Source organism: Pseudoalteromonas sp. A601 (genome assembly GCF_002165575.1).
Taxonomy (GTDB): Bacteria; Pseudomonadota; Gammaproteobacteria; order Enterobacterales; family Alteromonadaceae; genus Pseudoalteromonas.
This window is the reverse complement of record NZ_MXQF01000009.1, coordinates 96,336-112,511: the sequence shown is the minus strand read 5'-3', so window position 1 is coordinate 112,511 and position 16,176 is coordinate 96,336. Positions and strand designations below refer to the sequence as shown.

Below are 16,176 nucleotides of genomic sequence, written 5' to 3'. Positions count from 1 at the left end.
TTATCGATGGTAATGACTGAAAAGCTAGTTTTTTTATATTGAGCTTAACGACTCATTGACAGAAATCATCAACAAAAGGTTTATGCTTTTATCTATGGTGGAATATCGTATCTTTGTGAACATCTAGCCTGTGACTTCTTCAGCCAATTGCAGACATTAAGCTTTTGCAAATTCAGAAGCATATTTAGAGCAATATTAACCAAGATTTTCTGCTCACTTTTGTGGTGCTGGTTTAAGCTCATTGCTGCCGTTTGGATGCAGGGAGTTATTTTAGTAAGTTGCAAATTTTATCTGTGTATAAGTACAGCTAAGGTTGAATCCGATTTTCTACAATTTTGTTGATATTTAATTTGAATTTGTGAGCGAAAGAAAGAAAAATTAAGCACATTTTTAACTCATTGATATTTATGCTTTCAGCAATTATGCTAGTTCGATAATGTATGAAATACGGATTTTCAAAGTGACTTGTAGGAACAAGGCTCTTATCCGTTTAATATACTGTTATATTTTTGTCACAAATGGAGTTGTATCAAATGATTGAGTTGGAAAAAGAGAATATTGCACCTTATCTCTCTATATTGATGGGAGTTAAATCCGACCAAAAGCAGCCTTGTGATATTCATCCAAACATAATGAAAATTCTTAAAGATGAATCATCAAATGAAATAGTTATTTCTGATTCAAAAAAAGAGTTCATCGGGGAAATAGCGGAAGTAACCTTTACACCTTATAGATTATTGAAATCTCCTAGTTGGTTAAAAGGACATGAAGCTCTCGATGTTGAACATCATGTGTTTGTCTCCTTTAACGTAAATAATTATTATGGTTTCTACTTCTCTGAACAAGGAAAGAAAGATGAAATAAGAGAATATTTTAATTCAAAGTCCTTGCCGAATGTTAACCCTGTTTCAATAAATCATCTTAACGGTAACTTCATAAACGAAGACAAGATAAAAATGCTTTGGTTAACAGGCATACATGGTAAAAATAACTTTAAGGCCGACTCTAAAGTTTTAGGCGGAGAAAGTGTCGCTGATACATTAGATCCATTAATTGATCAATCGTATATGATGTCAGCAGTTAGAACTGAAGCATTAAATAATGCTAAGACAACTATAGGAATTAATCCTTTTAAGTCTTCTATTTGGAGAGGGCCTTGTAAAGATTGGCAAACTTTTGAAAACAGAGTTATAGAAATATTAGATTTATTAAGCTCTAACGTAAAACAAACTTCAGACCCTATTAGTATTCTTTCTTATCCGATACCTAGTTGCGATGATTTAAATGAGCCATATGATTTTTCACTTATTGATTATGAGTTTTTCCCAGAAGAAGATGGGCAGCATAGGAAAGATTTATTAAGAAAACTTCAGTATGATTACTCAGTGGAATTGCAGCCTAGTTTTAATGGTATAGATATATTATTAGACATATATCACCTAGGCTCAAAAGTTGGTGATGTAACTCTTGAGCCTTTAATTAATGACTACCAAGTTACATTTAACATAAAATCTCAGAATCCTATCAAAAAAGCCCAGTTCAACGAATATATTAAAATAATAAGATATCCAGAAATTATTAAATGTTGGTTTGAATCGGGACATGCGATTATTAACGGAATGATCTTCAAAACAGGTTATCAAGACGTAACTTATGGTCAATTCCTATGGGCTGACTTTGAAGATTATAATTTAAAAAAAGAGAAGCCAGGTAAATCACCAATCAAGCCCGAACTAAATAAAATAGGTAAAGAAAAGTCATTATTTTGCTGGGTTAAAAATCGCTGGAATGGCGATTGGTTAGATCCATCAACATTTAATACAACAGAAACTCCTACAGGCTGGCTTTATTGTGACGATGGTGCAGGAGAAAAAGCAGATTTTATCCATTTAACAAAATATAAAGGAGAGAATCTGATTTCGTTAATACATGTCAAAGCTGCAAAATCGGATTCAATTAAACGACGTATATCAGTTGGTGCTCATGACGTAGTATTGAACCAAGGTGTTAAAAATTTAAGATACTGTATGCGTAAAAATCTAACAGTTGATCTACAGGAAAGATTAGATAACTCTGCGAATAAAGAGTGTTGGTTTAACGGAAGACCCGCCAAAGCAGAAGACTTTATAAATGAACTTGCCAATATCCAAGGCGTGAGTAAATCAAGAACTAGAGTAATTATTGTTCAACCCCATACAAGGAAGAAAATCTATGAGAATGCCAGTAATTCAAATAGTAAAAAGCAATTAGATGTACTGTTAGTGAGTGCCGAGAACGCAATACGATCTTCGGGTGCCGAATTCCATATAATTGGCATAGAAGATTAAAAATATAATAAGCTATTCCAAAGGACAAATAACAGTTGGTTTTTGTCCTTTGGAGTGAAGCGTTAGCTTTTACTCCAGTCTGAGGTGAATTTGTCCAAACTTAAAATGACACTACTTGAAAACTCTAAAAGTTTCTTTATTGAGTCAATATCAAAAGCAGTGCAGGCAGAAAAGTCAGAGGAACAATGGAAATTTGCAATTTTATTGCTCGTGCAAGCAATTGAAACTTGTTTAAAAGAAAGGCTGAGGTGGACTCAAGAGGTACTGATTTACTCAAATATTGATAAGCCTAAACACACTGTAGATCTATGGCTTGCAATCAGACGGTTAGAAAAAATATCAAAAGTAGAGTTGGATTCTTCTGATTTTTCAGCGATAAAAACAGCATCAGATTTGAGAAATCAGATTGTTCATTTTGAATTCAATTTGTCAATTGAACAAATAAAATCAAACTTTGTCACTCTAGTAGGTTTTTATACTGCATTTTGCCAAAAGCATTTAGATGAAGACATTATTTCCAACTTACCTTACCCCTTAGATCAAGAGGTAATGAAACTAGATAAATATGTTGATGAGCTTGAACAAAGAGCAAAAGCTAGAATAGAAGATGAAGGTATAAGAGCCGAAAATGTCTGGGAATGTAGTGCATGTAAAAGAGATTCATTTGTAATCGAGGGCTCAAATGATACTTGTTATGTTTGTGGGTATTACGAACCAACAGTCGAATGTGAAAATTGCTCCGAACTAGAACTTGAAGGTGAAATACAAGGTGTTGATTTTGGTAATATGAAAGGTATTGAAAACTGGAAGTACTTTTGTAGAGATTGCTATGAAAAGTTAGAAACAGAAAACCCTTATGACGAGTATTATTAAAAACTAACGCCTTACTTAAAAGGATGAATATGGTACTTCGAAACGAAATATTGAATGATTACTCAGTCTATTGTGACCAAAAGCTTAAAAGTGAATTCGGGCAGTATTCTGACGTAAATAACGATCCAATTTATCTGTATCAAAGATACAAGTGCAGGATTATCGAAGAAAGACAAAGAAGAGTTAATACTCCTTCCAATTTAGTAATTCCTGATGCTCATAAACGGGCGTATGACAATATCGTTTCGGATATTGAAAATGGAAACCCACTAAGAAAGTATCAAAGTAGAAATTTAAAAAACCTTAATTATGATGATGATATGTTATCTCATTGGGGGGTACAGCACCTCCACTTAGGAGAGTTTATTGAAAGTGATGGTTTTATAAATCGAACTGGAAAGCTGTTGTTTGTATATTTTACCAACGAATCAGCAAATATAATTGGCTTTTTCGGGCATGGAGTATGGTGCGACTTAGACCTCATAGAAATTATGCATGCCAATTGGCCTCAAGAGCTTTCAGTGTACAAAAAATATTCTGATGCTAGTAAGCTAACAACAGATGAATACCAGGCTCTTAGAAGTATAAATGGGAATGCAAATATTACCGTTCAAGACGGGACTGAGTATCTATGTCCTGGTATGGGAGTTACTGGAAATGGAGCACCAGTTAATGCAATCTTAAATTCTGATAAAGTAATATTAAATTTCAACCAAGAGTATGAGCTGATAGTTGAAAATATCGATAAGGTTTTGGCCGCTGATCCAGAGGGTAGATCAAGTGATACTGTTACTATTGGAGTCGAACTAGACCAAAACTCCAAAGAGTTTGTCTATATAGTAAAAGAAACCAGTTTTAGGTTTACACTAGCAACTTAGTATCAAGTTTGAAGTGCGAAAAAAACTTATTTAGCCAGTGACCGCTTTGATGGCTTTGTTGACTACCAATATGAAGGCAGCTCAACGTCTAATGAACACTAAAACAACTAGGAAACCCATCGATTTTAATGTCAGCTTTCGTATACAGCGGCCTTAAGTTATTTCAACACCAATGTCTGCAATAAGCTGAATAGCTATCCTACAAAAGGAAAACGTTTAATGAAGCTATTGATGATATTAAAACTCAATAATTGATATCAACAGATAGTTCTACTTTATTTGGATATGATGAAAGCATCAGCATGTAGGTTTTCTGAATATTAATAGTGATTATTGCAACTATAGTCGTGATCATATCTTTATTTAAATGCTGCCTGTTATCAGGAAGGACTATTTTAATTTACTTGTCAATTTCTTCGAGATAAAAGGAAACCCTAGATAAGACATGGATTGCTTTTATGCAGCAGTAGAGATGCGTGATAATCCTGCCCTTGCGAATGTGCCGCTCGCGATTGGTGGCAATAGCCGTAGAGGCGTGTTATCGACTGCTAACTATATTGCTAGGCAATACGGTGTTCGCTCTGCAATGTCTAATTACCATGCAAAAAAACTGTGCCCTGATTTAGTTATCGTGCCCGGACGTATGCAGGTCTATAAAGAAATCTCAACACAAATTCGCGCTATTTTTAAACGTTATACCGATTTAATAGAACCCCTTTCTTTAGATGAAGCCTACCTTGATGTAACCGATAGTACGATTTGTAAAGGCAGTGCTACCTTAATGGCTGAGCAGATCAGAGCTGATATTTATAATGTCACAGGACTAACTGCTTCAGCAGGCATTGCACCGATCAAATTTATTGCCAAAATTGCCAGTGATGAGAACAAGCCCAATGGCCAATTTGTGGTGTTACCAGAGCAGGTTGATGATTTTTTGGCGCAATTGCCGTTAGGGAAAATACCCGGTGTAGGTAAAGTTACACTCGAAAAGCTTAATTTAAAAGGCTTATACACAGGGGCAGATGTCTGTGCTAAAGGCGTTAATTGGATGCAGCAACATGTTGGTAATTTTGGTGTGTCGCTTTATCAAAAATGTGCGGGTCTGCATATTGGCCAAGTATCAATAGATCGAGTACGCAAGTCACTCAGTGTTGAACATACTTATGAGTACAATAAAACCAGCTTACAAGAATGTTTAGAGCAATTGCCATTACTGCTTGAAGAGTTGACCCGCCGATTACAAAAACAACAATTAGAACAGCGAATAAACAAGCTCAGCGTTAAAGTTAAATTTGCTAATTTTGTGGTGACATCCGCAGATCAGTCCTATCATCAAATTGACACAGCAATTTTTGCAGAACTGTTGAGCAAAGCTTATCAGCGTGGTAACCAACAACCCGTTAGGCTTTTGGGCATTGGTATTGGCGTTAAAAACGAGCCGCAACAGCATCTTCAGTTAAGTATATTAGACTAATTATATAGTGTGATATTTAAAGCAATAACTGCTTGTAGACAACATAAAACCACACAATTAACTATAAGAGAGAACGCTATGCAATCAGTTGTAATTGTACTACTGGGTATGGTTGGAATGCTTTTTGGCTGGTTTGTTTATTCTAAATTTATCGCCGAAAAGATTTTCAAAATGGATGACAGTTTTGTCACCCCAGCCCATGAGCTTGAAGATGGAGTTGATTTTGTTCCGACCAATAAAGTGGTGCTTTGGGGGCATCACTTTACTTCTGTCGCAGGTGCTGCGCCAATCGTTGGCCCGGCAATTGCCGTTTATTGGGGCTGGGTGCCCGCAGTGTTATGGGTTGTATTTGGTACCATCTTTTTTGCTGGTGTACATGATATGGGAGCATTGTGGGCTAGTGCGCGTAACAAAGGTAAATCCATGGGGGCATTGTCTGAAAGTGTGATAGGCAAGCGTACCCGAGCTTTGTTTATGATCGTCGTATTTTTAGTGCTATTAATGGTAAATGCAGTATTTGGTGTGGTGATCGCGAAATCATTTATCAGTAGCCCGAATGCAGTTTTCCCCGCATGGGCAGCAATTGTGGTGGCTTTAGTTATTGGGCAGCTATTACGTAAAAAAGTGTCGCTTATTCCGCTGTGTTTTATTGGCGTTGGGATTTTATACTACACCATTTATTTAGGTAGCAGTATGCCAATTAGCCTACCAGATGAGCTATTTGGTTTGAGTGCAAATGCTAATTGGATCATTATTTTATTTGTATATGCAGCGATAGCGTCGTTGTTACCTGTTTGGATGCTATTGCAACCCCGTGATTTTATTAACGGCATGCAATTGCTGGTGGGGTTAGTGCTGTTATATGGCGCAGTGTTTGTTTCTATGCCTGACATCACAGCGCCGGCATTCAATACCCAAACTGCTATTGATACTCCTAGTATTATTCCGCTGTTATTTGTGACCATTGCCTGCGGTGCAGTATCTGGATTTCATGGCATTGTGTCATCGGGTACCAGTTCTAAACAACTTAACAAAGAAACCGACGGTCGTTTTGTCGGTTATTTAGGAGCGGTGGGTGAGGGAATGCTTGCGCTTATCACGTTAGTTGCCGTTAGTGGCGTTGCACTGGCTATGTCTCCAGAGGAATGGCATGAAATATATAGCCATCTAGGAGCTGGTAGTGTTGGGGCGTTTGTAAATGGTGGCGCAAACTTAATAGAAAGCGGCTGGGGGATTTCAAATGAAATAGCCTCTACATTGCTTGCGGTGATGGTGGTGTTATTTGCTGGCACTACGATGGACTCAGGTGTGCGCTTGCAGCGCTATATCATCCAAGAATGGGGTGATATTTATAATATTAAAGTCATTAAAAATGGCATTGTTGCCACCCTAATTGCAGTGTTAAGTTGCCTGCTATTAGCCTTTGGGGCTGGTGGTGCCAGTGGTAGTGGAGGAATGATTATTTGGCCATTGTTTGGCTCAACTAATCAGATTCTTGCTAGTTTAACCTTACTGGTTATTTCAGTGATGTTGATAAAGGCTAATCGGCCAGCGAAATACACTTTAATCCCAATGAGCTTTGTATTAGTTATGGCATTTTTTGCTGGTGTTATTAAGTTAGGTGAATATTACCAACAAGGTAATTGGTTACTCGTTACACTAGATGTTGTAGTGCTTGTGATTAGTGTACTGGTGATGCTTGAAGCATGGTCTGTGATAGCGAAGCACCGACGCGAGAATAACCCGCCAAAAAGCGAATAGTAATGTGGCATTACACTGTAATGCCAAGTTGCCAGTGGTGTTTTATCTCATCGCACTGAGCTGGCAATAGGTAGTCAAATAAATGATAATAAGGTCCTGAGCTTTTTTGACAACAGGACCTTTTTTTATGGCATATCCGCATGCAGTTGCAGCCCCGCAATTAGATAACGCAAAACATGATGCGCTTATTATTATTGCAGATGACTTTTCACAGCTAGACGATCCTAATTTGAGCAAGGCAATTAACGCTCAAATGGCTGTTGATGCACGTATCGGTAAGCAAGTTACACTGCTTGTTGTAGAGTCTAAACGTGTAATTTTAGCGCCTACAGGTCCGTTAAACCGTGATTATGACGACGTACGTCGTTATTTTGATGCTGCTAAATTAGCAATTAACGAAGCCAAAACCTCGGGAAGTAAAAAACCAGCGATATTTTTGCCGCAAGCAAGCCAAGATAGTCGTTATCAATACGCATTAGAAGTGGCTTATTTAGGCGCTTGCCAAGCATTATGGCAGCCACTTGAAGCACGAGAATTCCATGGCGAAAGTATTGAGCCTATTACACAAATTGCCTTATTTGGCGCGAATGAACAAACAATAAAAGCGGTGAATGCTATTGCTGCAGGGCAATACGCTGCGCGAGACCTATGTGGTACTGAGCCTGAGCGCATGGCGCCGCCACGCTTTGCAGATTACTGCGTCGAGTTATTTAAAGACTCTAGCGTTAATGTTGAAGTGATTGCGGATATTGCTACCATTGATAAAGATTATCCAATGATGAGTACTGTGGCACGCGCATCGTATGCAGTTGAGCGTCATCATCCTCGGGTTGTTAAACTAGAGTACGTTCCTGAAGGTGAAGTAAAGCGTACTTTAATGTTCGTTGGTAAAGGCTTGGTGTACGACACCGGCGGTGCTGATTTAAAAGTTGGTGGCTTTATGGCGGGCATGAGCCGTGATAAAGGCGGTGCAGCATCAGTTGCTGGGTTTATGAAATCAGTTGCAGACTTTCAACCTAAAGGCGTTAAAGTCATTGCTTATTTAGCTGTGGTTCGTAACTCAATTGGTTCAGATTGCTTTGTGCCAGATGAAATAATCACCAGTCGTGAAGGCGTGCGTGTACGCATCGGTAATACCGATGCTGAAGGCCGTCTAGCGATGGGTGATTTACTCAGTGAGATGAAAGACCTTGCTAAAAACGAGGTGAATCCTGAGCTTTTCACTGTGGCAACTTTAACCGGTCACGCAGCGAGAGCTATGGGTCCATACAGTGCTTATGTTGAAAATGGCCCAGCACGTGCGACAAATGTATCACGTAAACTGGCTGATTGTGGCGATCTATGGGCAGATGGTGCAGAAGTATCGCGTAGTCGTCGTGAAGACTATGACTTTATTAAACCGCGTACATTGGCCGATGACGTGCTTTCAAGTAATAACGCAGCATCAGCAGTTACAGCTCGTGGTCATCAGTTCCCAATGGCATTTTTAGCCGTTGTTGGTGGTCTTGATAAGCATGGCTCTGAATCCGCACAACCTTTACCGTATGTGCATATGGATATTGCCGGCAGTGGCGTTGAAGGCGGCGATTGGCAACATGGTAAGCCAAAAGCCGCAGGTTTAAGTAGTCTATTTGCTCGTTACTGCTTGTAACCTAAATGCTAAATAAAAAGCCCTGCTAATTAAATTGGCGGGGCTTTTTATTGTTTGAGCCGTGGTTAATCTAATTTAAAACGATTCACTACGTCGGTTAGTTCTTGGCTGCTGTGTTTTAAGTTATCGCTCGCATTAGCAAGTTGTGCGGTGTTTGACAGTGATTGCTCTGTTGATTGCGATAATTCATTAATACGTAAATTTACCTCATCTGCTGCACTAGACTGTTGCTCAGTAGCGCGTGCTATTTGGCCGTTCATATCGGTAATAATAGTTACTAATCGTTCTATTTCAGTTAATGAACTATTTGCTGTACCTGCTTGTTCTACAGTACTACTAGAAAGTTGCTGACTTGCAGTAACAGCATCAACAGCCGCTTGTGCGCCTTTCTGTAGTTTTGCGATCATCGTTTGAATTTCATCAGTACTTTTACCGGTACGACTAGCAAGGGTACGCACTTCATCCGCGACAACTGCAAACCCTCGACCTTGCTCACCCGCTCGTGCAGCTTCAATTGCCGCATTTAAAGCAAGTAGGTTTGTTTGCTCGGCAATACCGCGGATCACATCAAGTACTGATCCTATGTTGTTACTTTCTTGGGCCAGATCAGCCGTTACTTGGCTTACGGTTTCAATATTTTTAGAGAGTGTTTCAATTGCCTTAATTGTTTGGGCCACAACATTTTTACCCTCAGATGCGTTGCTAGCCGCGTCTACAGCTGCATGCTCAGCGGCCTCAGCGTTACGGCTAACATCATGTATCTGATGAGTCATTTGCTCCATGGCTGCGGCAACTTGGGTTGAACTATCATTTTGCAATTCAATAAACGAATGATTGGTTTTGCTAGCATCATCTACATTATGGGCATATTGGTTTACGTCATGGGCGTTTTGCGCAACGTGCTTAAGTGATTCACGCATTTTTTTTGTGTATAAATTAAAGTAGCGAGAAAGCCGAGATACTTCATCATTTCCATCTTCATCTAAGGTTTGCGTTAAGTCTCCTTCACCTTGTGATATATCTTTCATCATGTCGGCAGCAAGTTGAGTTGGTAGTAAAATACTGCGTGCTATTAAATAGCTTAGGCCAATTAATATCGCAATAATAATGGCTGCATTTAGAATAACTAAATTACGTAGGTGAGCAAATGCTTCATCTATGGTATCTATATAAACACCTGAACCTATAATCCACTGCCATTGTGAAAACCCTTTTACGTAAGCGATTTTATCAACTGGCTCATCTTTACCAGGCTTTGGCCATTTATAAGGGATCATGCCTTCACCTTGTTTTTTGACGATGTTAACCATATCGACAAATAATAAAGTACCGTCAGGATCTTTATTATTACTTAACGATTTACCATTAAGTTCAGGTTTAAAAGGATGCATGATCATTGCAGGTTGGTAATCGTTTATCCAAAAATAGTTATTATTGTCGTAACGCAGTGCAGCAATCGTGCTAAGTGCTTGTTGTTTAGCTTGCTGCAGGGTTAATTCGCCATTTTGCTGTAATTCATAAAAGTGGGTAATAATGCTATGGGCTGATTCAACCAGGTTTTTAGTTTTTGTATGTTGCTCTTCTTTTAGTGAACTATATTGCTGAGTTAATGTTGTGATGCTTAAAAAAAGTAAGCCTATCACGACAACACAAACCAATAGGGCTAAGCGCTGAAAGATTGTAAAGCGACGAAGGTACGACATAGGTATTCCTCAATGTGTGCTGATGTTCCGAATATCTATTAAGCGTAGTAAAAAAAGACAATAAATCTAGGAACTTGCTAAACATAAATAATGAAAATTAATGACGTGATAAATATTTTAAATGACCAAAAAAAAGGCTGATTTTGCAATCAGCCTTTAGCCTAAAAATTATTCTAATACAGCAACTTATTTAACTTCAAAATGACGATTAAAGAAGTTAGTTATGGTTTGATGTAAATGAGTCTGTACTTGTTTACCACGTAAGCTGTGCTTTGAGCCTGGGTAAGTCATCATTTCGAACTGTTTTTCATTATCTTGCAGCTGCTTAAATAACTTAGTCGCGTGAGTAAATAATACGTTGTCATCAGCCATACCATGATAAATCATTAATGGGCCTTTTAAACCATCAGCATAAGGGAACACAGCACTGTCGGTGTAACCTTTTGCGTTAGTGTCTGGGTGCGATAAATAACGCTCTGTGTAATGGGTGTCATAAAGAGCCCAGTCAGTAACTGGCGCACCAGAGACACCTGCTTGAAAGTAGTCGCCGGCTTTAAACATAGTCATTAATGCCATGTATCCACCGTAACTGTGGCCATATATACCTATACGTTGTGGATCAACATAATCAAGTGTACGTAAAAATTCAACGCCCTTGATTTGATCTGCTACTTCTACCACACCTAAATGTTTGTAGATTGCGTCTTCAAACTTTTTACCTCGGTTGTAAGAACCGCGGTTATCGAGTTGAAATACCACGTAACCTTGTTGGGCCATGTATTGAAAGTATAAGTTTTTACTACGCCAGCTGTTAGTAACACGTTGAGCGTGTGGGCCACCGTATACGTTCACAAGTACTGGGTGTTTCTTACCATTATTCACTGTTGCAGGCTTGAACAAACGGTAGTGCATGACTTGGCCGTCTTCTGCTGTCAATGTACCGTATTCAGGTTTGGCTAAATCATCAAGGTAAGGAGTAAGTGGGTGGTTTTTATCTAACTTATTTTGTTCAAGCCAAGTAATAAATTCGCCATTTACTTTACGTAGTGCAGCTGAATTAGGCTGATTGACCGACGAGCTATTATCAATAAAGGTTTTGCTGTCTTTGGCCATAACGACTTTATGATAAGCACCTTGCTCAGTGATACGTTTGATATCGCCTTTTTTGAATAGTGGCGTGCTGTATAAATGGCTTTCAAGTGGCGTATCTTTACGCCCTGCAAAGTAAACAATACCTTTTTTCTCATCAATACCTTTTAGGCTATCTACAACCCAATCACCAGAGGTTATTTTGCGGATAAGCTTACCGTTGGTACGATATAAATAAAGGTGTTTGAAGCCATCGCGCTCAGACGCCCAGACAAAATGCTTTTTGTCTTTTAAAAATTGCAAATCAAAATGTAGATTAAGCCAAGTGTCACTCGTTTCAGTGAGTGCGACTTTTTGCTCTTTATTTTGGCTATTATAAAAGCGCAGCTCTAATTTATGTTGTGAACGGTTTTGCCATTGATAAGATAAAGTTTTGTCATCTTCTAACCATTTAGCACGGGCGATGTAAATGTCTTCATTTTTACCTAAATCAACCCAATCAGTTTGCTGGTTATTGATTTTTACTACACCGAGTTGAATTTTAACGTTGTTAGTGCCAGTAAACGGGTAGCGTTGGTTAAAGAGTTTTACTTCATCAGCGTAAATCTCGTTGCGAATAGCTTCTTTTACAGGGCTTTCGTCAATTCGGGTGAAGGCAATTTTAGACTCATCGCCTGCCCACCAATAGCCAGTCATACGGCCCATTTCTTCTTGCGCGACAAATTCAGCCATGCCGTTTTTAATTACGCCACCGCCATCTTTGCTCAGTTGAATTTCTTCACCTGTTTCAAGGTTAAGCGCATATAAGTTTTGTTCACGAATAAATGAGACAAAATTACCTTTTGGCGAAAAGCGGGCATCGGTTTCAAATGCGTCGGTATTGGTTAATTTACGGCTTTTTGCTGATGCTAAATCGTAATAATAAAGGTCACCATTGAGAGGGAAAAGTAAGGCTTTACCATCTTTTGACCATTTGTATTCTAAAATACCTTTACCAAAAATACGTTGGCGTTCACGGCGGGCTTTTTCTTCGTCTGAGAGGTTTTCAGGGCCAGAAAATAACTGTGCAGAATCCACTAAAAGACGGTTTTTATTATCTTTTAAATTGTATTCCCATAAATCGTAACGGTTATAATCATCGGTTTTACCTTGCAGATAAGTAACACGGCTACCATCAGGTGAAAACTTAAGTTGTACAGGCGCTTTACCAGCTAAGCTAGGATCGTCAAAAATCCGTTCTAGTGAAAGCGGCTTCGCTTGTACTGTAACAGCGCTAGCCACTAAGGGTAGGGCCCATGAGAGGTGTTTGATTTTTTTTAACACGTATTTACCTTCGCTCGAATAAAAACTGGCCTGATGGTAAAGCCAAGCGTGGGCAACTGCAACTAAATGCTTTAAAGTTATGACATAGCAAGTTAAATAGAAGAGGATTAAAATGACAGCTGAATTTGTATTAGCCCCTGAGCTTACTCGAGACTGTATAGAGGTTACTGACTGGCCACTTTGTAAAGTGTTGCTAATGAATGACAGTCAATACCCTTGGTTTATTTTAGTGCCGCGCAAAATGGGTTTAAAAGAAAATATTGATTTAAGTGAAGCTGATCAACTCCTTTTAATGCAAGAGTCGGCTAAGTTGAGCCGTTTGCTACAAGATGTTTTCTCCCCAGATAAGCTCAATGTTGCAGCACTGGGGAATATGGTGCCACAGTTGCATATCCATCATATTGCCCGTTATAAAACGGATGCTGCGTGGCCTGCACCTGTATGGGGTAAAAATCCAGCCAAGCCATACTCAAGCGAGCAGTTAGCGCAATTGAAGGCTGTTTTTAATCATTCTTAACGACGTACCTTTGAGAGTTATATGAAACGTATAAAGCAATTTTGCACAAGTTTACTTTTATTATCCTTATCTAATGCCGCTTATGCTGTAGCTAAAGAGCAGGCAAGTGTTGGCTCGTCAGTGCCAGCTAATTTTCAAGCAATTGACAATATTGGTGTCGCTAATTTAACACCCCATGCAGGGCACGTATATTCAGCAGCGCAGCCAAGCATTGAACAGTTTAAGGCATTAGCGCATGAAGGCATTAAGCATGTAATTAACCTGCGTGGGCAAAGTGAACAAGATTGGGATGAAAAAGCACTGGTTAACAGCTTAAATATGAATTATGTCGCGCTACCTATTACAGGTGTTAAAGACATCAATGTGGAGAATGCGCGGTTATTAACGCAGTTTTTGGCGCAGAAAAAAGGGGAGGCTGTGTTAGTTCATTGTGCTAGTAGCAATCGAGTCGGTGCGTTAATGGCTATTGCAGCTTATGAAAGCGGCCAAGATGTAGAGGCTTCCATTGGTGAGGGAAAAAACTGGGGCTTAAAAAGCCTTGAGCCAGTAGTACGTAATGTTATTAGTAAATCAACATTAAAAAATGAGCGGAGTTGAATTCGCTCATTCTTTATGTATAAAAGAGTTACAGCGCAGGCTGTAACTCTTTTAAATTTATTAAAGCCCTAAAACATTTTTACCTTGCTTAAAGGTAACATCGACTGGGATATTTGCTTGGCTTAGTTTTTCAAGATCTTTAGCCAGCTCGGCTTTAATATCACCATGAGTAGCAATTAGTTGATCTACTTTTTGGTAATCACCATCCCCTTGTAAGGTCAAAATAAGGTTAGATAGCTTCGCCATTGCTTGGCCCATTTTTTCCATGTTGACACGGTAAAGGCCTTGCTCATTTTTTGAGAATGCACCTTCTTCTGCGAAAAAGTTAAAACGGATCATATTTGCTTTACCATGAGCACTTGATGCGCCAAAGCGAACCGAACGGAAGATTCCGGCCATAAACGTGGTGTAGTAATCTTCAAGCGTGCCTTGTGTAATTTCGCCTTTTTTAAGCAATTGCTCAACCATATATAAGCCAAGAATATCGGCTTTACCTTCTTCAAGTGCGCTTGCATGTTCTTGCAGGGATTGGCGTACCGTCCCTTTGCCTGTAAGTGTATTTTTAATGCCTAAACCGTGAGCCACTTCATGGAACATGGTATTAGCAAAAAACGCATCAAAAGTAATGTGCTTACGTTGCTCAGGCACAATAAGTTGCTCAGCGATTGGTACTAGAATTTTATCAAATTTAGCACGCATGGCATTTTTAAGTTGTAAACGGCGAGTGCCTTTTTCAAGCTGTACTTGCTCGTCATTTGGTAGGTTAATAGCAATGGTTTTGCTGCCTGCGTTAGAGTGGCCTGCGTAGTAAACCACGTCATAGGCGTTTAAGTCGGCGTCTGAGCCTGGCACTTCTTGTTTGTATTTTTCATCAACAGGTAGGCCTTTTTGTAATTCTGGTAAAAAGGCTGCAAACTTAGCTAAGCGCTCACTCCAGGCTAAGTCTTTAACAAGTACATAAGATTCAAATGCCGCACGTGAGCCAAATAATTGATCTTCATATGTCTCGATAGGGCCAATAACCACATCAATCGGGTTATTTTTCATATCCATCCACGCGAAGTCAGACGCTTGATATTCATCACTTAAAAGTGCATCAGCGCGCAAAGATAAGTAATTAGCAAACTCTTTATCGTCGGCTAGTTTACTCGCTTCACGTAGTAGGTTTGCTGTTTTTTCTAGTGCTTGTGCGTATTCTACAGAATACGAAACGGTATAAAGTTTGCCATTTTCATCACGTTTAACAACAGAATAAAGGCCATTTTTGTCTTCAACATCTGCGCTGTTTAATTCTTCTTTTGTAATATCAGCAGGGTAGAACTGCGCGCCAGGCGCTTTTTCATCATACCCAGATAAAAAAGCTTGGTCGCCATTTAAACGATCCCACGGTCCATAGTTAATGTCTGCAAACTTTTGCACTTGTGGGTCATTAATTTTTGCTAAAAAGCTGGCTTTGTCTTCACCAAATGCTTGACGCCAAAAAAGCTCATCCATAATTTTTGATGCATCGATTAGCTTTGCAATCATGGCTTTTTGATTTTCGCTTAAGTGAGAAAGATCAGTCGTTAAACTAAAATCAGTGTAAATAGCTAAGCGATCGGTATTGGCATTAATTAGCTGAGGAGAATCGGTTGTGGCAGGCGCTTTTTCTGCAACTGCGGCATCTGTTTTAGGTGTAACGGCTTGTTCTGAACATGCACTAAGAAAAGCTGCACCGCAAAAAACCAGTGCTTGGCTAATTTTGTTAAGAGTCATTTTGTTGCCTGTTTAAAGTGAAGTTATAAATCAGCAGCTAAATAAATAGGCTGCTTGCTCGCTTGTGTTATGCATTAAAGCAAAACTTTCGCGCAAATAGCAAGTTTGCTGCGCTTTAACTAATAAAGATTGGGTAGTATTGTATGATGAAAAAATAAAACACAGATAATTTGTGTAATTTTCTTAACTTTAGCGGTAAGTTAGACAATACTAACAATTAAACTTATA

11 protein-coding genes are annotated in these 16,176 nt (G+C 39.0%); 8 read left to right on the top strand and 3 right to left on the bottom strand.

All coding sequences use genetic code 11. From position 1 onward, the window contains the following. Positions 1–533: 533 nt before the first annotated feature. From B5G52_RS09395 to B5G52_RS09370, 6 genes are all read left to right on the top strand, one after another. The gene (locus B5G52_RS09395) at positions 534–2,327 is read left to right on the top strand and encodes a hypothetical protein (protein WP_217896183.1); all 1,794 of its coding nucleotides are present in this window, start codon (positions 534–536) and stop codon (positions 2,325–2,327) included. A 90-nt stretch (positions 2,328–2,417) separates the two neighbouring features. After that, complete coding sequence (locus tag B5G52_RS09390; protein WP_087532404.1) at positions 2,418–3,200, top strand: hypothetical protein; 783 nt, start codon at positions 2,418–2,420, stop codon at positions 3,198–3,200. 29 nt (positions 3,201–3,229) lie between these two features. Continuing rightward, positions 3,230–4,078: a hypothetical protein gene (locus B5G52_RS09385; protein WP_087532403.1), complete on the top strand. Its 849-nt coding sequence runs from the start codon at positions 3,230–3,232 to the stop codon at positions 4,076–4,078. Positions 4,079–4,523: 445 nt separating this feature from the next. Next, positions 4,524–5,552, top strand: coding sequence for a DNA polymerase IV (dinB, locus tag B5G52_RS09380; RefSeq protein WP_087532402.1), 1,029 nt, complete (start codon positions 4,524–4,526; stop codon positions 5,550–5,552). 78 nt (positions 5,553–5,630) lie between these two features. After that, positions 5,631–7,313, top strand: a complete 1,683-nt coding sequence (locus B5G52_RS09375) for a carbon starvation protein A (RefSeq protein WP_087532401.1) — start codon at positions 5,631–5,633, stop codon at positions 7,311–7,313. A gap of 127 nt (positions 7,314–7,440) precedes the next feature. Beyond that, the gene (locus tag B5G52_RS09370; protein ID WP_087532400.1) at positions 7,441–8,964 is read left to right on the top strand and encodes a leucyl aminopeptidase family protein; all 1,524 of its coding nucleotides are present in this window, start codon (positions 7,441–7,443) and stop codon (positions 8,962–8,964) included. A gap of 65 nt (positions 8,965–9,029) precedes the next feature. Here B5G52_RS09370 and B5G52_RS09365 read toward each other — a convergent pair whose 3' ends face one another. Together B5G52_RS09365 and B5G52_RS09360 are read right to left on the bottom strand one after the other, a co-directional pair. Next, complete coding sequence (locus B5G52_RS09365; protein WP_087532399.1) at positions 9,030–10,667, bottom strand: methyl-accepting chemotaxis protein; 1,638 nt, start codon at positions 10,665–10,667, stop codon at positions 9,030–9,032. A gap of 186 nt (positions 10,668–10,853) precedes the next feature. Then, positions 10,854–13,079, bottom strand: a complete 2,226-nt coding sequence (locus B5G52_RS09360) for a S9 family peptidase (protein WP_087532398.1) — start codon at positions 13,077–13,079, stop codon at positions 10,854–10,856. Between the two features lie 112 nt (positions 13,080–13,191). On the opposite strand from B5G52_RS09360, the gene B5G52_RS09355 reads away from it, so the two are divergent. Together B5G52_RS09355 and B5G52_RS09350 are read left to right on the top strand one after the other, a co-directional pair. Beyond that, entirely contained in the window at positions 13,192–13,596 is a 405-nt protein-coding gene (locus B5G52_RS09355; protein ID WP_087532397.1) for an HIT domain-containing protein, read from the top strand. Between the two features lie 21 nt (positions 13,597–13,617). Next, positions 13,618–14,193, top strand: a complete 576-nt coding sequence (locus tag B5G52_RS09350) for a hypothetical protein (protein ID WP_087532396.1) — start codon at positions 13,618–13,620, stop codon at positions 14,191–14,193. Between the two features lie 60 nt (positions 14,194–14,253). Here B5G52_RS09350 and B5G52_RS09345 read toward each other — a convergent pair whose 3' ends face one another. Then, positions 14,254–15,948, bottom strand: a complete 1,695-nt coding sequence (locus B5G52_RS09345; protein ID WP_087532395.1) for a Zn-dependent hydrolase — start codon at positions 15,946–15,948, stop codon at positions 14,254–14,256. Positions 15,949–16,176 lie beyond the last annotated feature (228 nt).